Here is a 16,581-nt window from a genome sequence, read left to right as displayed (position 1 = left end):
AGAAAACAGGCTCGTTTGGAACGAATGAGGCATCATTGCCGCTTGACTTTCGTCCGTTTTTTGGAATCATTCTTTTAGAACCAAACCAAAAAATAATCATGCTTCTCATAGGAAAACCGGCACCTCATTTCAGCGCAAACGCAGTTGTAAACGGTACCATCGTACCGGATTTCAGCCTTGACCAGTTCAAGGGCAAAAAATACGTAATCCTGTTCTTCTACCCGAAGGATTTCACCTTCGTGTGCCCTACCGAGCTGATCGGCTTCCAGGAAGCCCTGGGCGAATTCGACAAGCGTGACGTAGCCGTCGTCGGCTGCTCCACGGACAGCGAATTCTCCCACTGGGCCTGGATCAACACCCCCCGCAGCCAGGGCGGCATCCAGGGCGTGACCTACCCCATCGTCTCCGACATCAACAAGACCATTTCCGCCGACTACGGCGTGCTGGCCGGCGATGAGGAAATTGACGAAGACGGCAATGTGGAAGTCAACGGGGAACTGATCGCCTACCGCGGCCTCTTCCTGATTGACAAGGACGGCATCGTCCGCCACCAGCTCATCAACGACTTCCCGCTGGGACGCTCCATTGATGAAGCCATCCGCGTAGTTGACGCCCTCCAGCACTTCGAACTGTACGGGGAAGTCTGCCCCCTTGGCTGGCACAAGGGAGACGCGGCCATGACCCCGTCCCACGAAGGCGTGGCCTCCTACCTCAGCAAGTAAAACAGCCCCCGGCAATATTTCAAGGCCGCTCCCCCCTCCGGGGAACGGCCTTTTTTCATCCCCGCCTTTCCCTTTTTCCCAATCAGGCGCCATATCCGGCCATGCGGCAGCCGCCCTTCCCGCGGGATGAATTTCTGCGGCCGCCGCGCCTGGAAAACCCGCCTTTCCCACTGCCGGAGGAACTGTCATAAACCGGGCAGAATACGCGCGCGCCCCTTGAGCCGGGCAGGAGCGTTTGCTACATCCTTCATATGAATATCATGGCAGACGCATCCCCCAGAGAAGACATCTGGACAAAAACCATGGACTTCCTGAACATGCCGGACTGGCTCAAGCTGGAAATGGTGCAGTCCGCGGGAGTCAAAATCCTGCACGTGGCGGTATGGCTGGTAATCAGCTGGATACTCCTGAAACTGCTCTGCCAGGTGCTCAAAAAAATCACTATTTTGAAAATGTCGCCCCAGGCCTCCCGCCTGACGGTGAAAATCGTCAAAAACGTCGGCTATATCATTATAGGCGTGGAAGCCTTTGCCCTGATGGGGTTCGATATCCTGACCCTGCTGGGCGCGGCCAGCATCATCGGCGTCGCCGTAGGCTTCGCCTCCCAGACCTCCCTGTCCAACATCATCAGCGGCCTCTTCCTGGTAGGGGAAAAGCAGATTAACCTGGGGGATATGATTGAAGTGAATGGAATTACCGGAAACGTGGACTCCATCAACCTGATGTCCGTCCAGCTCCGGCTGCCGAACAATACCATGGTGCGCATTCCCAATGAAATAATCATCAAAAATCCGGTCAGCAATATCACCCGTTTTTCCACGCGCCGGTGCGACCTGAGTCTGGGCGTGGACTATAACTGCGACATTGAGCATGTCGTGAACGTTCTCCGGGAAATAGTCAAACAAAACAAATTCTGCCTGGACGACCCCGCGCCCCTCATCTCGTTTTCAGGGTTCCAGGACTCTTCCCTGGGCTTTACCGTAGGCGCCTGGTGCCAGAAAGAAAATTTCCTGGACTGCAAGAAAACGCTTGCCCATGACATCAAGCGCCGCTTTGAGGAAGAAGGCATTTCCTTCCCCTTCCCTACCTGCAGCCTGGAGAGCAGAAGCCCCATCAAGGTGGAAATTTCCGGACCTCCGGAGAAAAATCAATAAGGAAGCTCTTTTTGCTTTCTTTTTGCCCCGTGAAATTTCAATCTTGTCTGCGTAAAATCCGCATCTATGTCTGATACATCTGCACCCGCCTATCGAAGAATCCTCCTGAAACTCAGCGGGGAAGCCTTGCGCAGCCCCGGCAGCATGGACAACATTTCCCCGGAAATCGTCGCCCGCATTGCTGAAGAAATCGCCCAGGCGCACCGCTCCGGCATCCAAATAGGCCTGGTCGTGGGCGGCGGCAATTTCTGGCGCGGGGCGAAAGCCAGCGTGCGCGGCATGGACCGCGCCACGGCGGATTACGTGGGCATGCTCGCCACCGTGATGAACGCCCTGGCCCTTCAAAGCGCGCTGGAACGGGCGGGAGTCCCCTGCGTGGTGCAGTCCGCCATTGAAATGAAAAACGTCGCGGAATCCTTCATCCGCCTGAGGGCCCGCTCGTATCTGGACAACAATAAAATCGTCATCTTCGCCGCCGGCACAGGCAACCCGTTCTTTTCCACGGACACCACGGCCGCCCTGCGCGCCAGCGAAATCAATGCGGAAGTGGTCATGAAGGCCACCTCCGTGGACGGAGTGTATGATGCGGACCCCAAAAAAGTCTCCGGAGCCAAGCGATTTGACACCATCTCGTATCAGGAATGCCTGGAACGCCAGCTCAAAGTGATGGACTCCACGGCCTTCACCCTGTGCATGGACAACAAAAAACCCATCATCGTATTCGACATGCACACGCCGGGCAACATCACGCGCGCCCTTCTCGGGGAACCGATCGGCACCATCATCAGCTGAGCCCCCATTCCCTCTCAACCCACTAAAAACACTTAGCACCTACCATCACCATGGACGCAGAAACATTATTATTGGAAACGGAGGAATCCATGCTCAAGGCCGTGGACTTCGCCAAACAGGAATTCTCCGGCGTACGCACGGGCAAAGCCTCCCCCGGCCTCGTGGAAAACCTGGACGTGCATGTCTCCAGCTACGGCTCCGTCATGAAGCTGAAGGGCCTGGCCGTCATCAGCACGCCGGAACCCCGCCTCATTCTCATCCAGCCCTTTGACCCGAGCACCGTTCACGACATTGGCCGCGCCATCAATGAAAGCAAGCTGAACCTCAATCCCCTGGTGGAAGGCCGCTCCATCCGCCTGCCCATTCCCGCCCTCACGGAAGAACGCCGCAAAGACCTTGTGAAGCTTGTCAAATCCCAGGCGGAAGAAGCCCGCGTACGCGTGCGCGGCGCCCGGAAGGCCGCCATGGATTCCGCCAAAAAGCTCAAGGCGGAAAACATCGTCACGGAAGACGGCCAGCGCGACCTGGAAACGCAAATCCAGAAGCTGACGGACAAATACGTGAAGGAGATTGACGAGCTGGTGGCCGTCAAGGAAAAGGATATCATGACCATCTAAACCGGAAACACCCATCCCCAACCATTTGACGACAATGACAGACAACGTAACCAACTTCCTCGCCTCCGGCATCGAAATCAAGGGAACCATCCGTTTCCAGAATGACATGCACATCGACGGCAAAATCGAAGGCGAAATCATCTCCGACAAGGGAAAAGTCACCATCGGGGAAACCGCCCAAATCAAGGGTGACATCACTGCCGGAGACGTCCGCATCTATGGCAACGTGGAAGGCAAGGTCACCTCTGACCGCTGCGAACTCAAGCAGCAGGCCCGCGTCGTCGGAGACATGAAAACGCGCAGCCTCGCCATGGAGGAAGGCGCCCACCTGCTGGGCCGCACGGAAATCGGCTAAAAAACAGCCGTCCTGTTCTTCCCTGGCGTGCCTTGATACGGCCGCTTCTCCAAAAGCACGAAAGCGCGCCGGGGGGGCAGGAGGCGGAAGAATGCCGTTTGGCACAAAGCCCCTCCGGCAAAAAAACCGCTCCTTCCTTCTGTCAGAACTATCGCCGGATACCGCGCAGGCGCATCGCCGCCTGCGTTTTTTATTGAGTCCCTGCGCCCCTCCCCGCCTCTGGAAAAACATCCGTAACCGGAGCAGGCGGAACTTGCCCTGATGCTGAAAAGCCTCACTGGGCAAACTCTCCAATTCTTAAGGAACGAAAAACGCCGTCTCCTGCGGCGGCCTTCATCCGTTGATGTCAAAAACGCCTGATCACCCTGCATGGATTCCCAACAGCAACACAGCCGGCCGGTATGGAATGAGTAACGACGCTTCCCGCTCCAATAACGGAGCCTTTTCCTATCGTCACGCCCGGCAGCAGAACGCTGCCGCCTCCAATCCATACCTGATCCTCAATTTCTACCGGCAGTGCATAAGTTCGGAAAAACGTTCCCTTACCTTCTTCCCATTTCGTCACAAGGCGTTCCTGAGGCAAGACCGGATGCGAAGCCGTATAAATCTGAACATTGGACGCAATCAACACCTGGCTGCCAATGTGAATGGGCGCATTATCCACCAACGTGCAGTTCATGCCGATGATCACGTTGCTCCCTAAAAAGATGTTCTTCCCGTAGTCGCAATGAAAGGGAGTATCTATCGTCACGTTATCCCCAATCCCTCCCAGCAATTCCTGAAGAATTTCACGTCTTCTCCGCGTATCGCCATACGCGGAAAAATAATATTCCCTTGTCAATTCCCTCGCCCGGGCAATTTTCCTTAACGCATCAGGACTTGCCGTTTCCAAAAAATCTTTTGCTTCATAACGCATGGCTTTCCTCCTGACGAAAACTGTTTTCAACGGCTCCCGGCAACAGATCATAAATGGAACAGTCTGTTTTCTTTTCAAAGAACGCCTTGAGCTGAAGAATTTTTTTCCACCGGTCCACCGTAAACGGATGCACTCCATAACGGATTGTCACATCTACAAAACGTTTTTCCAAAAGGCAGAAGCCTGTAGGCAAGGCCAAAGCATCACATAACTGGACCAGACGGTCATAGTCGTCATAGACTGCGTTCTCTACAAAATTTTTCATGAACAGGTAATCTTCTTCACTCACGTCAAACGTGCCGATAGAAGTATTAATATCCTGTATCATAAACGCATGAGAAATGCAAATCTGCGCAGCCTTGTTCCAGCCTCTTGCCGAACAATAGCGGTACCCGTCTATTAAATGCTTTTCGGAACTTACTCCGGCATGCCGTCCAATATCATGCAACAACCCCAGAACATAAGCCTTTTCGCCGGACAACCCTTTACAATGTGATGCTATATTTTCACAGGCCTGCGCTACATGGCGGGAATGTTCCGCCCAGCCTCCCGGGTTGGATTCATATGCTTCCCTGATTGCCCGTTCCGCGGTTTTTCTGTCCGGATCCATCTCAGTCATGGCTATCACTATAGCGCATTCCCACGGAAATAAATATCATTTACCTGCCATTAAATATCACGATTCCGCCATTTTCTCCGGTATTCGGTTGGGGTGCAATAAAAATATTCCCGGAAAATCTTTCCAAAATAACTGCTGCTGCCCAATCCGCAGGAATAACCTACGTCCGTAATGGGAATCCTGACGTCAGCCAGCATCCGGCAAGCTATTTGCAAACGATAGCTTCTGATATATTCCACCGGCGTCATATGCAGGCAATCGCGAAATGTTCTGAAGCATTCCCTTTCACTTAAAAAAGCCGCCGCCGCGAGTTCCTGAACAGCAATTTTCCCGGAATAATGTTCATGGACATAGGCCATCATCTGCTTTATTTTATCATCCCTTTTATTGCATTCTTTTCTTTGAGCGGAAAAAGGGAATTGGTTAAATATCCTCATCCAGATTTCCGACAGGGCATTCCTCAACTTCATTTCATACCCAAATTCACGATCTGAAAGTTGAAAAGAATCCCGTATCAGTTCCAGAATTTTTTCATCCCGGGGATTTGCAGGGGAGAAAGAGATCAATTCCACCTCCGGATCTGAAACAACTGGAGAAATATATTTTTGTCCTATCCGGCTCCCCTTCCCTCCATCAAGCAGGGATACATCAAAAATATGAAGCAACTGGACGTTTTTTCCCGTATGCACTGCTGTCTTTGTCCGATGCAATACATTGGAATTCACCATGCCGCCGGATCCTGACGGGAAACAAGCTGTTCCCTTTGGGGTATAATATTCAAGAGAACCGCTCTCTATAAAAAATAACTCCACCGCCTGATGCCAATGCCAGGGAACAGACTGCCCCGGATACTTGTCAAGTTCCGCCCGTGAAGCTATGTATGGGAAATCGGGTGAAAAGCCCGGAAGAGCTTCTTCTCTGCTTCCCACCTGGAATTCTATATTTTGTCTATTTTTCACATCCCGGCGTTCTCTCTAATTCACGCTCATCCGTATATATTCTTTCCCGTGATCCTTCCATCACAAAACCTTTTTCTGCCGGGCATTTGGAAAAAGCCGGAAAACAGGCGATCGGGCAAGGAGGGAAAGCATTCCCTCCTTCCCAAACAGCGCCCATAAAACCGGACAGGATAAATCATTCAGCCCCGCCATGCATCGCCTCCCATGAAAACGGGAACGATTCTCCGGGAAATTATTCCCCGGCAGGCGGGCGCACGACGGACCAGGAACGCGGCTGGGCGGGATCCAGCGCCTTCCTGATAAAGGCGTTCATCCGGTCCAGATCCATCTTCCTGATAGCGTTCGTCTGCTGTTCAAACGCTTCCAGAGGCAGACCGAACAGGATATCCAGCGCCAGCATCTGGCACAACGTTCCATTGGACTGCATGGCTAGCAGACGGGAAGACAGGGCGGCCGCCCTGGTGCGTTCCAGCTCCTCCTCCGTCATGCCCTGTTCATAAATCATCTCCAGGGTTTCTTCCAGCCTCCGCCCGGCTTCCTCCAATTGTTCCGGGGAGGTCCCCAGATAGAAGCAGATGCCTCCGGCATCCATGCCGATGAACAGGGAAGAACTGGCATAATAGGCCAGTCCGGCTTCCTCCCGGATATTGGTGAAAACGGGACCGGCCATATCACTGCACCAGGACTGGAACAGCAGAGCCTGGGCCATCTCCGGGGAAGCCACGTCCACGCCCGGCACCCCCACTACCAGCACGGCCTGCTGTTTGTCCAGAACGGCCACTTCCCGGCCGGCCCGCAGCGCGGGCGTGGGAGTCAGGGCCGGAGGCGTTCCCGCCCTCATGCCTCCCAGATGTTTTTCCAGAAGAGGCAGAACCTCTTCCTTCCTGACATCTCCGGAAATGCAAATCACGGCATTGGAGGCGCAGATAATGCGTTCATATTGCCTTTTGATGTCCTGAACCGTCAGTGAAGACAGGCTTTCCGGCGTGCCGGAAGGGGAATTCCCATAGGAGACATGCCCGTAAGCCACCTTCCGCTCCTGCCGGAACGCCACGGAAAGAGGGTCTTCCATATCCTCCTCCGCATCCGCCACAAAAGACTCCTGTTCCCTCAGAAAGGCGTCTTCCGGGAAAGACGGATTCATGACTACGTCCGCCATCAGCTCCAGCCCGGCGTCCAGGTCTTCCGCCAGGATCTGACACCCCACGCTCAGGGAATTATTACCGGCGGATGTGTTGACGGCCCCCCCGATGTCTTCCAGAAAACGGGCTATATCCGCGGCGGAACGGGTGGAGGTTCCTTTCAGCAGGCATTCGGCCATCAAGTCCGTCACTCCGGCGTCATGCTCATTTTCCGCACGGCATCCGGCTTTGAACGCCATGCAGGCATAGGCCAGCGGCAGGCGATGGTCTTCACGGATCACCACCTTCATGCCGTTGCCAAGAACATGCTCGCTCAGGGCCGTTTCCTCGGCGGCGGAGGCCCCTTCTTCATCCCCGGCATTGCTGCCCGGGGGGTCCAGGCTGACTTCCGTCACATTCGGGGAAGACAGCCAGGTGGAACAAACGCGGCGCAAATCTTCCGTTGTCACCCGTTCAATAGCCTCCTGCCATTCGGAAGACAGGTTCAAATTGCGCGCGCCGAACCAGTCCGCCCCCATTTCCGAGGCCATCCCGGAAGCGGAACTCCTGCGGCGCAGGCGGCTGACACGGGTCTGTTTGCAAACTCTCTTCAAGTCCTCCGTAAAATCCTCTTCCGCCAGATTGCGAAGCTCCTGGAGCACCAGGTCCCGCACTTTGTCGCGCTGGGCGCGGTCCACGTCAATGCTGATGGTGAACGCCCCCTCATCCGTCTCAGACTGGTTGGAATGCACCTCAATGCCGTACACCAGCCCCAGGCGGTCATGGAACTTTTCATAAAAACGCGCGGAACGTCCGCCGCCCAGAATGCTGGACAGCGCGGAAAGGGCCGGCGTATCCGGATGGGCGGAACAGGGCAGGCGCCAGGCAAGGTGCAGCTTGGAATAAGGCACGGCAAACTCCTTCCGAACCCTGCGGGAACCGAACTGGTGAGGTTCATGGGGAATGGGTTCCCGGTTCAGGGGACGGGATTTCAGGTCTTCCACCAGCAATTCCAGATGGGAAAGAATCTCCACGGCATCCACATCTCCCGCGATGGAAAGAACCACGTTATTCGGAACATAACGGCTGGCATGGTAATCCAGCACGTCCTGCCGCGTCAGGCAGTCAAAGGCGGCGCGCTCACCCAACACGGGCCAGCGGCGGGGATGCTTGAGATACAGCGTCTGCATCAGAAGCTGGTAGGCCACGGAATCGGGATCATCCGCATACATGGCCATCTCCCGGCGCACCACCTCCTTCTCCCGCTCCATCTCGTCTTCCGGGAACGTGGGGAAAAATACAAGCTCCGTCAGAAGATTCAGAAAAATCTGCCAGGACTCCGCAGGGCCGTCTATGTAGTACACGGTGCGGTTCACGCTGGTGTACGCATTCCAGTGGCCGCCGCGTTCCTGCACCTTGCGGGCCAGTTCCTGACCGGAGAAATGCGCCGTTCCCTTAAACACCAGATGCTCCAGCAAATGGGAAAGTCCGCTCCCCTGCCAGTGCCCCTCATTCATGGACCCCGTGCCAACCCAGTACTGGAGGGACACTACGGGATGAGACTTGTCCTCCTTGATCAAAACCGTCAAACCATTTCCAAAACGGCGCGTCACAGGTTCCTTGGCTGAACTCATGTTCCCTACCGTGCCTCAAGAAATCGCCCCATGCAAGCCGGCGCTCCGTACATGCTCCCGGACTGTCAAACTTACTCCGGAGTCCAAAAGCGCGTCCTTATCAAAAAAACCGCCTTAAAAAACATCCTCTCCGCGTATTTTTTTGAACAAATATCGCTCCCTGCCGCTCTATCAGTCGTAGAGCGGCAGCTCCTCTGCCGCAGCATTACCAACACCACAAACCTCACATCTCATTATATGAAAAAGATCCTCGCTGTAGCAGCCTTCGCGTTCGCCTTCAGTGTCAACGGTTACGCCCAGGAGGCAGCCGCTCCGGCGGACTCCCCCGCCCCCGCAGCCCAAAAGTGCTGCAAGAAAGATAAAAAGTGCCCCAGGAAATGCGCCAAGGAAGGCAAATGCCCGGAAAAGTGCGGCCAGCCTTGCAGCAAAGGAGAAAAGCCCTGCGGCTGCCCCAAAAAGGGAGAAGCCCCCAAGGCCTGACCCGTCGAAACCGTTAGAATAAATACGAACCCTTGCCGGAAGGTTCCGGCAAGGGTTTTCTCCGCCGTAAGGGCGCAACCGCGGCCCTTCCGGTGACTACGAAATTACTTGATCTTAACCTTCAATCCGTTTTATAAATCGTCATCATGAAAACAGCTTCCATTCTTACCATCGGCTGTGCAGTCATGGCGCTGTCCATTACTTCCTGCACCAACTTCGGTTCCCCGAACACCTATAACCTGAATGAAATCGGCGGAGCCCAGGAAACCTATACCGGCACGGTCACCAGCGTGGAAAACGTCAAAATCCAGGCCAATAACGCCAACACCGGCACCGGAATCGGCGCCGTGGCGGGCGGGTTGACCGGCGCCATGTTCGGGGGCGGCAACGCCAAATTCGCGACGGCGGCGGGCGGCGCCATTCTGGGCGGCATCGCCGGCAACCAGATTGACAAGGCCATCAACAACACGACCGGGGAACGCATCACCGTGCGTCTGGACCAGAAAAGGAACGGCACCCGCAACTACACGGTCGTCCAGGTCGCCAGCAGGAACAACCCGATCCAGGTCGGACAGCGCGTGCGCGTGATCATCGGCAACAACGGTTCCCGCGTGCTGGCCTATTAATTGGAAATCCACTACTGACCAAGCTATATACCGGCATGATCTTCGGCACCTTACCCGGCGGCGCACCTGTAGAATTGTTTGAACTGTCTTCCAACAAGCTGACGGTACGCATCAGCAACTACGGGGGGCGCATCATCTCCGTCGTCAAGGACGGCATGGACATGATCGTAGGACCCAAGCGCTTTGAAGACATGCTGAAAGACACCTGTTATTGCGGTGCGATTTGCGGCCGCGTCGCGAATCGCATCGCAAAAGGCAGGTTCTCCATTGACGGGGATTCCCGCACCGTGGCCGTCAACAACGGCCCCAACCACCTGCACGGCGGCATCCAGGGGTTCGACAGCAAAATCTGGCAGGTACAGGAAGCCGGGCGCAATACGCTGGTGCTGACCCTGCACTCCGCAGACGGGGAGGAAAATTACCCCGGCAACCTGGAAGTGGTAGCCACCTACACCGTGGTGGAAGAAACCCTTCACCTCCGCCTGGAAGCGTACGCGGACGCGGCCACAATCGTCAACCTCACCAACCACGCTTACTGGAACCTGTCCGGCAAGCCCACCATTGATTCCATGACTCTGGAGGTACGGGCATCCGCCTATACTCCGGTGGATGCCACCAATATCCCCGACGGCCGTATCCTTCCCGTGGAAGGAACGGACTTTGACCTGCGGAAAGCAGCCCTGCTGGGAGAACGCAATTCCGCCGCCCACCCGGACACCGCCGCCGGGCTGGACCATAACTACGTGCTGGATTCCGAACCGGGAGACAAAATCGCCGCCATCCTTCTTGACCCGGAATCCCGGCACCACCTGATTGTGGCGACGGACGCTCCCGGCCTCCAGGTATATACCGGGGAATACCTGCCTCAGGCGCGCCAGGGAATAGCGCTGGAAGCCCAGGGCTTCCCCAATGCCGTCAATACCCCCCACTTCCCCAGCGTGATTCTGCGTCCCGGCCAATCCGCCACGCGCAGCATTACCTGGACCGTCAGATAGACGGTCTGCCTAAATCCCGTTTCCGAATAAAAAACGGCGCTTCAACAACACCCGCCGCGGGTTTTCCCGTTCAGGCACGCGGCGTCAGGATGTCCGCGCAAAGCCCTTTCGCTACTGCCTTTTGGCACCCATCCGCGATGCGTTCCTGGGAACGGTTCACAAAAACCAGCTCCGCAACGGAAACCGGATTGTCCTGATATTGCCCAGGTAAGCAGGCAAACGCCTCCGTCAGGGACGCCGCGTGCTCCGACCCAATTCCCCGGCGCAGGAACAAACTCCGCCGGAGCCTCCCCGTCCCGGGAGGAAACAGCCTTATTCACAGCCCTGAACCGCTCCGCCATTTCCCGATAGACGGAATCCGCCAAGGCAGCCTCCCGGATGCGCGGGCGCTTATTCAGCCTGTTGACCCTTTTGGCGATGGTCACAGACTCATCCCCATCCGTTCATACATGTAGGACAGCGTCAACCTTCTCTTCATGATCCGTTCTCTGGAACGTATCGGAGACATTGCCAGAACCATCGCCGTTACCACCGTCTTCCTGAAGGAAGCCACGGACATCCGCCACGGTAAGGAAAGATAAAACAATTCCTGCCTGTACGGCGATTCCCTGTTGCCCGTACAAAGATCATGATGAACAGCATGATCCGAATTTCGTGTGTCAGAGGCTTCCCCCATAAGTCCTAACGGCTCATCTTCTCAACAGCTGTGTTTTTGCACACCATCCTTCAAATAATCACAACTGCCAAATTATCAGCATACAGGCAATAAACATTCCAGGGATATGCGGCAAAGGATGGAATGGGGCAAAACAAACAGTTTTCCCAGCGCCACAATTACTCTCCGGGAAAAGGAATAATTCATAACGTTAACCGGAGAGACTCAATACAACTGCATGCTCCAGGAAGGCAAGGAAATAAGGCATCTGCCCCTCGCACGCATCCTTTCACCTTCACGGCCAATAGCTTGAAAACGGAGAAAACCGGCCTTTTACTCTCAATCTCTGAAATTTTACAGCCGTCCATTCCCTGCTCTTCTACCATTTTTATTTGCATAAAAAAACAAATAACAAAATAATATATCATATTCATTGATTCATATTGACACTTCCGGAGGATAAGAGTAACTAATCCCTATTATTCCTATCGGAATACAAAAGAAATCTAAATCCATCCCTGTAAAGCACGTCACGATGAACATTTACACCTCCATATCGGAACTGGTCGGGAAAACACCTCTTCTGGAGCCAAGGAATTATGCCCAGGCACATCGTCTGAATGCCCGGCTCCTGCTCAAGCTGGATCACCTGAATCCGGCAGGAAGCATGAAAGACCGTATCGCACTCGCCATGATCAACGAGGCAGAAGCATCGGGCCAGCTCCAATCGGGTTCCGTCATCATTGAACCAACCAGCGGCAACACGGGCATTGGCCTGGCGGCTATTGCCGCTTCCCGGGGATACCGCATCATTCTTACCATGCCGGAAAGCATGAGCGTTGAACGACGAAATATTCTAAAAGCCTACGGAGCCGATATTGTCCTGACGGAAGACAGCCAGGGAATGAAAGGAGCCATTGCCAAAGCCCAGGATCTGGCGGCCACTACTCCGGGCTCCTTCATTCCCAGCCAATTCACCAATCCGACCAATCCCAGGGCCCACTATGAAACGACAGGGGTTGAAATATGGGAAGATACGGACGGAGAAGTAGATATCGTCGTAGCCGGAGTAGGCACCGGAGGAACAATAACCGGCATAGGCAGACTGCTCAAGGAACGCAAACCCGGAGGAATCACCGTCATTGCCGTGGAACCGGCAGATTCCCCCGTATTATCCGCCGGCCAGGCAGGAAGCCATCAAATTCAAGGAATAGGAGCCGGCTTTATCCCAGAAACCCTGGATACGGATATCTATGATGAAGTCATCACCGTTTCCAATGAAGATGCCTTTTCCACAGCTAAAGAACTGGGCGTCAGAGAAGGAATTCTGACCGGGATTTCCAGCGGGGCAGCCCTATGGGCAGCCGTCCAGGTTGCTAAGAGAAAAGAGAATACAGGGAAAAATATAGTAGTGATCCTTCCCGATTCAGCGGACCGGTACTACTCAACTCCCCTGTTCATCTGACATCCCGTTTTTTTCTACCAGATACGGCTATCCGCCTTCAACCGGCTCAACATTCATGAACGCTCATTCCCCAACCGCTACAGACACGTTGCGACAAGTCGCGGCGCAATACGAAGGAAACCTTGTTTTTGCCACATCATTCGGGGCAGAAGACCAGGTGCTTACCCATATGATCTCCCATCTTGGCCTGAATATTCCTCTGGCTACTCTGGACACGGGGCGTCTGTTTCCGGAAACCTATGAACTCTGGGCAAGAACGGAGGAAATATACGGCATTCGCATTATTCCTTATTTTCCGGCAGCGGAAGAAGTGGAAAGCATGATTCTGGACAAAGGCGTCAACCTGTTCCGCAACAGTGTGGAAAACCGTCACAAATGCTGCAATATCCGCAAACTGCGCCCTCTGGAAAGGCTCCTTGCCGGGAAAAAAGCGTGGATTTGCGGATTACGCTCCACCCAGTCCATCACCCGGAAAGGACTTCATATCACAGAAAACGATGAGGCTAACGGCATCATCAAAATCAGCCCGCTGGCCCACTGGTCAGAAGAGGATGTCTGGAACTATATCCGCGCCTACGGCGTTCCCTACAATCCTCTTCATGATGCAGGATTCCCCAGTATCGGGTGCGCCTGCTGCACAAGAGCCGTCAAGAGGACAGAAGACGTACGCGACGGACGATGGTGGTGGGAAGAAAAAGAACACAAGGAATGCGGCCTACACCGCAGGCCAAGACATTAACAATCAAAAAAAAGAACATACAAAATGAACAGCATTTGCAGACTCAGCCAGCTTAAGCAACTGGAGGCAGAAAGCATTCACATTTTCCGGGATGCCATCAGCCAGTTTGAAAATCCCGTACTTCTTTATTCCATCGGGAAAGACTCCTCTGTACTGGTCCACTTGGCCAGAAAGGCATTCTATCCCGGCAGGCTCCCCTTCAAGCTTCTTCATATAGACTCCACATTCAAATTCCGCGAGATGATAGAATTCCGGGACAGATTCGTTCAGGAAAATGATCTGGATCTGATTGTCCACAGTAACCAGGAAGGCATTGCCGCCGGCGTTAATCCTTTTACTTACGGCAGCCGCAAATACACGGATATTATGAAAACACAGGCATTGATTCAGGCGTTGACCGCAGGAAAATATGATGCCGTGTTCGGAGGAGCCCGCCGCGACGAAGAAAAATCACGGGCCAAGGAACGAATTTTCTCTTTCCGGGATAAATTCAACCAATGGGACCCCAAAAATCAACGACCGGAATTATGGAACATTTACAACGGCCGTATCAATCCGGGAGAAAGCGTCCGTATCTTTCCTCTGTCCAACTGGACGGAACTGGATATCTGGCAATATATCCGCCTGGAAAAAATACAGGTGGTGGACCTGTATTTCGCTAAACCTCGTCCCATTGTGGAACGTGACGGCTCCCTGATTATGGCGGACGACGACCGCCTGCCTTTGGAACCGGGGGAAACACCGCAAATGAGAACCGTCCGTTTCCGTACGCTGGGCTGCTACCCTCTAACCGGAGCCATAGAATCTACAGCCCGCACTGTAGAAGAGATTGTGGCGGAAATGCTGGAAACCAGGCTGAGCGAGCGTTCTTCCCGCATCATTGACCACGATGGTGATGCCTCCATGGAGCAGAAAAAACGGGAAGGATATTTTTAACCCCTATTATGAATCATTCTGACGACACCTCTTCTTTTTACCATTATGGACATCGACTCATACCTGAACGAACACGAAAATAAAAGCCTGCTGCGCGTACTTACCTGCGGTTCCGTGGACGACGGGAAATCTACACTCATCGGACGCCTTCTTTATGACAGCAAACTGATTTTCGACGACCAGCTGGCAGAACTGCGCAAAGCCAGTGAAAAAAATGGAACTACGGGGGCAGGCAACATTGATTACGCCCTGTTGCTGGATGGCCTTAAAGCGGAACGGGAACAGGGAATAACCATTGATGTAGCCTACCGGTACTTCACCACACCCCGCCGCAAATTCATCATTGCCGACTGTCCCGGCCATGAACAATACACACGGAACATGGCCACCGGAGCTTCCACGGCGGACGCGGCCATCATCCTGATTGATGCCCGTCACGGAGTACTCACACAAACGAAGCGGCATGCGTTCATCGCCTCTCTTCTGAAAATACGGCACCTCATCGTAGCCGTCAACAAGATGGATCTTCTGAATTACTCTGAAGAAAAATTCCGGAAGATTGAAGAAGAATTCGGAAGCTTCACGCAACAGCTGAATATCCCGGACGTTCGTTTCGTTCCCATTTCCGCCATTGAAGGGGAAAATGTGACGCAGACAACAGGAAAAACGCCCTGGTACCAGGGAGATCATCTGCTTTCCATCCTGGAAACGCTGGATTCCAGCGACAGCAGGAATCTCCGGGATTTCCGCTTTCCGGTACAGACAGTCATACGCCCCAATCTCGATTTCCGGGGGTTCGCCGGTTCCATTACTTCCGGAGCCATTCGCAGAGGTGACCCTGTCGTAACGCTGCCTTCGTTCCAAAACAGCCGGATCAAGAGGATCGTTACTCCGGACGGAGATCTGGAAGAAGCATTCTCTCCCCAGGCCGTCGTATTGGAACTTGAGGATGAAATAGATATCAGCAGCGGTGACATGATCGTCAAAAAAGGGAATCTCCCCCATATCGAAGATCGGCTGGAGGCCCGTGTCATCTGGATGTCTGAAAAACCCCTTCTTCCCGGAAGCAAATACATGATTCGCCATGCGGGCAGAAATATCCAGGGGCGGATAGCAGAACTCCAGTACGACATAGACGTCAATACACTGGAAAGCCGCCATGCGACACAGCTTCCTCTGAACCATGTCGGCCGTATCGTCCTGGAAACAAGTTCCCCCTTGTTCTATGATTATTACCGGGATAACCGCTCCGGAGGAGCTTTCATCCTGATTGACCCGCTGAATAACGTCACGGCGGGAGCCGGTATGCTTCGCCCTCCTCACAGAGATAAGGCTCCCGAAAAAGAACAGGAGCAACTTCCGACATTCGTTTCAAGCGATGAACGCGCAGAAACCTTCGGGCATGGCGGAAAACAAATTTACATAGCGGGAGAAGACAGCGAACTGGCGCGCAGCTTCGCCAAGCAGCTGGAAAGGGAACTCCACCGGCTCAAGGCCCATACCTACGGTCTGGATTTCAAGGCGGAAGGCGTATGGGGAAGATCCGCTAAAGAAATCGTCAATGCCTCAGGCCTGCTGGCCGAAGCGGGGCTGATGAGCATTGCAGTGCTGCCGGGACTTCCCGTCCTGCCCAGAAACACCAAGGGAGCCTACTGCATCTGGCTGGGGAACGTCGTCTCCGCTCCAGAAACGGCAGACCGCATCCTCCCCCCCGCAAAGGCAAATGAAAATACCGCGTTTCTTCTGGCGCGCACTCTCTATGTGGAATTTTGATTTTATCCCATTTTAATACCCGT

16 protein-coding genes are annotated in these 16,581 nt (G+C 54.1%); 12 read left to right on the top strand and 4 right to left on the bottom strand.

What is annotated here, in order from left to right:
* The first annotated feature begins 95 nt into the window (after positions 1-95).
* The 5 genes from O4G22_RS06665 to O4G22_RS06645 all read left to right on the top strand — a co-directional run bounded on the left by O4G22_RS06665 (position 96) and on the right by O4G22_RS06645 (position 3,640).
* The gene (locus O4G22_RS06665; RefSeq protein WP_179218298.1) at positions 96-722 is read left to right on the top strand and encodes a redoxin domain-containing protein; all 627 of its coding nucleotides are present in this window, start codon (positions 96-98) and stop codon (positions 720-722) included.
* Positions 723-982: 260 nt separating this feature from the next.
* Entirely contained in the window at positions 983-1,876 is an 894-nt protein-coding gene (locus tag O4G22_RS06660) for a mechanosensitive ion channel family protein (protein WP_290489040.1), read from the top strand.
* Positions 1,877-1,942: 66 nt separating this feature from the next.
* Entirely contained in the window at positions 1,943-2,668 is a 726-nt protein-coding gene (gene pyrH / locus O4G22_RS06655; protein ID WP_094135444.1) for a UMP kinase, read from the top strand.
* A gap of 50 nt (positions 2,669-2,718) precedes the next feature.
* On the top strand, positions 2,719-3,285 hold the full coding sequence (gene frr, locus O4G22_RS06650) for a ribosome recycling factor (RefSeq protein WP_012420357.1): 567 nt from the start codon (positions 2,719-2,721) through the stop codon (positions 3,283-3,285).
* 34 nt (positions 3,286-3,319) lie between these two features.
* Positions 3,320-3,640: a bactofilin family protein gene (locus O4G22_RS06645; RefSeq protein WP_012420356.1), complete on the top strand. Its 321-nt coding sequence runs from the start codon at positions 3,320-3,322 to the stop codon at positions 3,638-3,640.
* 346 nt (positions 3,641-3,986) lie between these two features.
* On the opposite strand, the gene O4G22_RS06640 is transcribed toward O4G22_RS06645, so the two are convergent.
* The 4 genes from O4G22_RS06640 to O4G22_RS06625 all read right to left on the bottom strand — a co-directional run bounded on the left by O4G22_RS06640 (position 3,987) and on the right by O4G22_RS06625 (position 8,889).
* The gene (locus O4G22_RS06640) at positions 3,987-4,556 is read right to left on the bottom strand and encodes a sugar O-acetyltransferase (RefSeq protein ID WP_295979066.1); all 570 of its coding nucleotides are present in this window, start codon (positions 4,554-4,556) and stop codon (positions 3,987-3,989) included.
* A complete protein-coding gene (locus O4G22_RS06635; protein WP_306702427.1) occupies positions 4,546-5,166 on the bottom strand; it encodes an HD domain-containing protein in 621 nt (206 codons plus the stop codon). Before O4G22_RS06635 ends, O4G22_RS06640 begins: the two co-directional genes overlap by 11 nt.
* A gap of 59 nt (positions 5,167-5,225) precedes the next feature.
* The gene (locus tag O4G22_RS06630) at positions 5,226-6,134 is read right to left on the bottom strand and encodes an AraC family transcriptional regulator (RefSeq protein WP_306701319.1); all 909 of its coding nucleotides are present in this window, start codon (positions 6,132-6,134) and stop codon (positions 5,226-5,228) included.
* A gap of 232 nt (positions 6,135-6,366) precedes the next feature.
* Positions 6,367-8,889, bottom strand: coding sequence for a M16 family metallopeptidase (locus tag O4G22_RS06625; RefSeq protein ID WP_306701318.1), 2,523 nt, complete (start codon positions 8,887-8,889; stop codon positions 6,367-6,369).
* Positions 8,890-9,126: 237 nt separating this feature from the next.
* Here O4G22_RS06625 and O4G22_RS06620 point away from each other — a divergent pair, with 237 nt between their 5' ends.
* From O4G22_RS06620 to cysN, 7 genes are all read left to right on the top strand, one after another.
* Positions 9,127-9,369, top strand: coding sequence for a hypothetical protein (locus O4G22_RS06620; protein ID WP_306701317.1), 243 nt, complete (start codon positions 9,127-9,129; stop codon positions 9,367-9,369).
* 146 nt (positions 9,370-9,515) lie between these two features.
* The gene (locus O4G22_RS06615; protein ID WP_094135437.1) at positions 9,516-9,995 is read left to right on the top strand and encodes a glycine zipper 2TM domain-containing protein; all 480 of its coding nucleotides are present in this window, start codon (positions 9,516-9,518) and stop codon (positions 9,993-9,995) included.
* 35 nt (positions 9,996-10,030) lie between these two features.
* Complete coding sequence (locus O4G22_RS06610) at positions 10,031-10,990, top strand: aldose epimerase family protein (protein ID WP_306701316.1); 960 nt, start codon at positions 10,031-10,033, stop codon at positions 10,988-10,990.
* Positions 10,991-12,180: 1,190 nt separating this feature from the next.
* Positions 12,181-13,110, top strand: coding sequence for a cysteine synthase A (cysK, locus tag O4G22_RS06605; RefSeq protein WP_022198890.1), 930 nt, complete (start codon positions 12,181-12,183; stop codon positions 13,108-13,110).
* A gap of 55 nt (positions 13,111-13,165) precedes the next feature.
* Positions 13,166-13,849 (top strand): phosphoadenylyl-sulfate reductase, encoded by a 684-nt coding sequence (locus O4G22_RS06600; protein ID WP_306701315.1) that lies wholly within the window; start codon positions 13,166-13,168, stop codon positions 13,847-13,849.
* A gap of 24 nt (positions 13,850-13,873) precedes the next feature.
* Positions 13,874-14,785: a sulfate adenylyltransferase subunit CysD gene (cysD, locus tag O4G22_RS06595; protein ID WP_094139894.1), complete on the top strand. Its 912-nt coding sequence runs from the start codon at positions 13,874-13,876 to the stop codon at positions 14,783-14,785.
* A gap of 45 nt (positions 14,786-14,830) precedes the next feature.
* Positions 14,831-16,558 carry a sulfate adenylyltransferase subunit CysN gene (gene cysN / locus O4G22_RS06590; protein WP_297405637.1) on the top strand — a complete coding sequence of 576 codons (1,728 nt, stop codon included), beginning with the start codon at positions 14,831-14,833 and terminating at the stop codon, positions 16,556-16,558.
* Positions 16,559-16,581 lie beyond the last annotated feature (23 nt).

Source organism: Akkermansia muciniphila (assembly GCF_030848305.1).
GTDB lineage: Bacteria > Verrucomicrobiota > Verrucomicrobiia > Verrucomicrobiales > Akkermansiaceae > Akkermansia > Akkermansia muciniphila_A.
The sequence above is the reverse complement of the archived record's forward strand: the minus strand, read 5'-3'. Positions and strand labels throughout refer to the sequence as shown.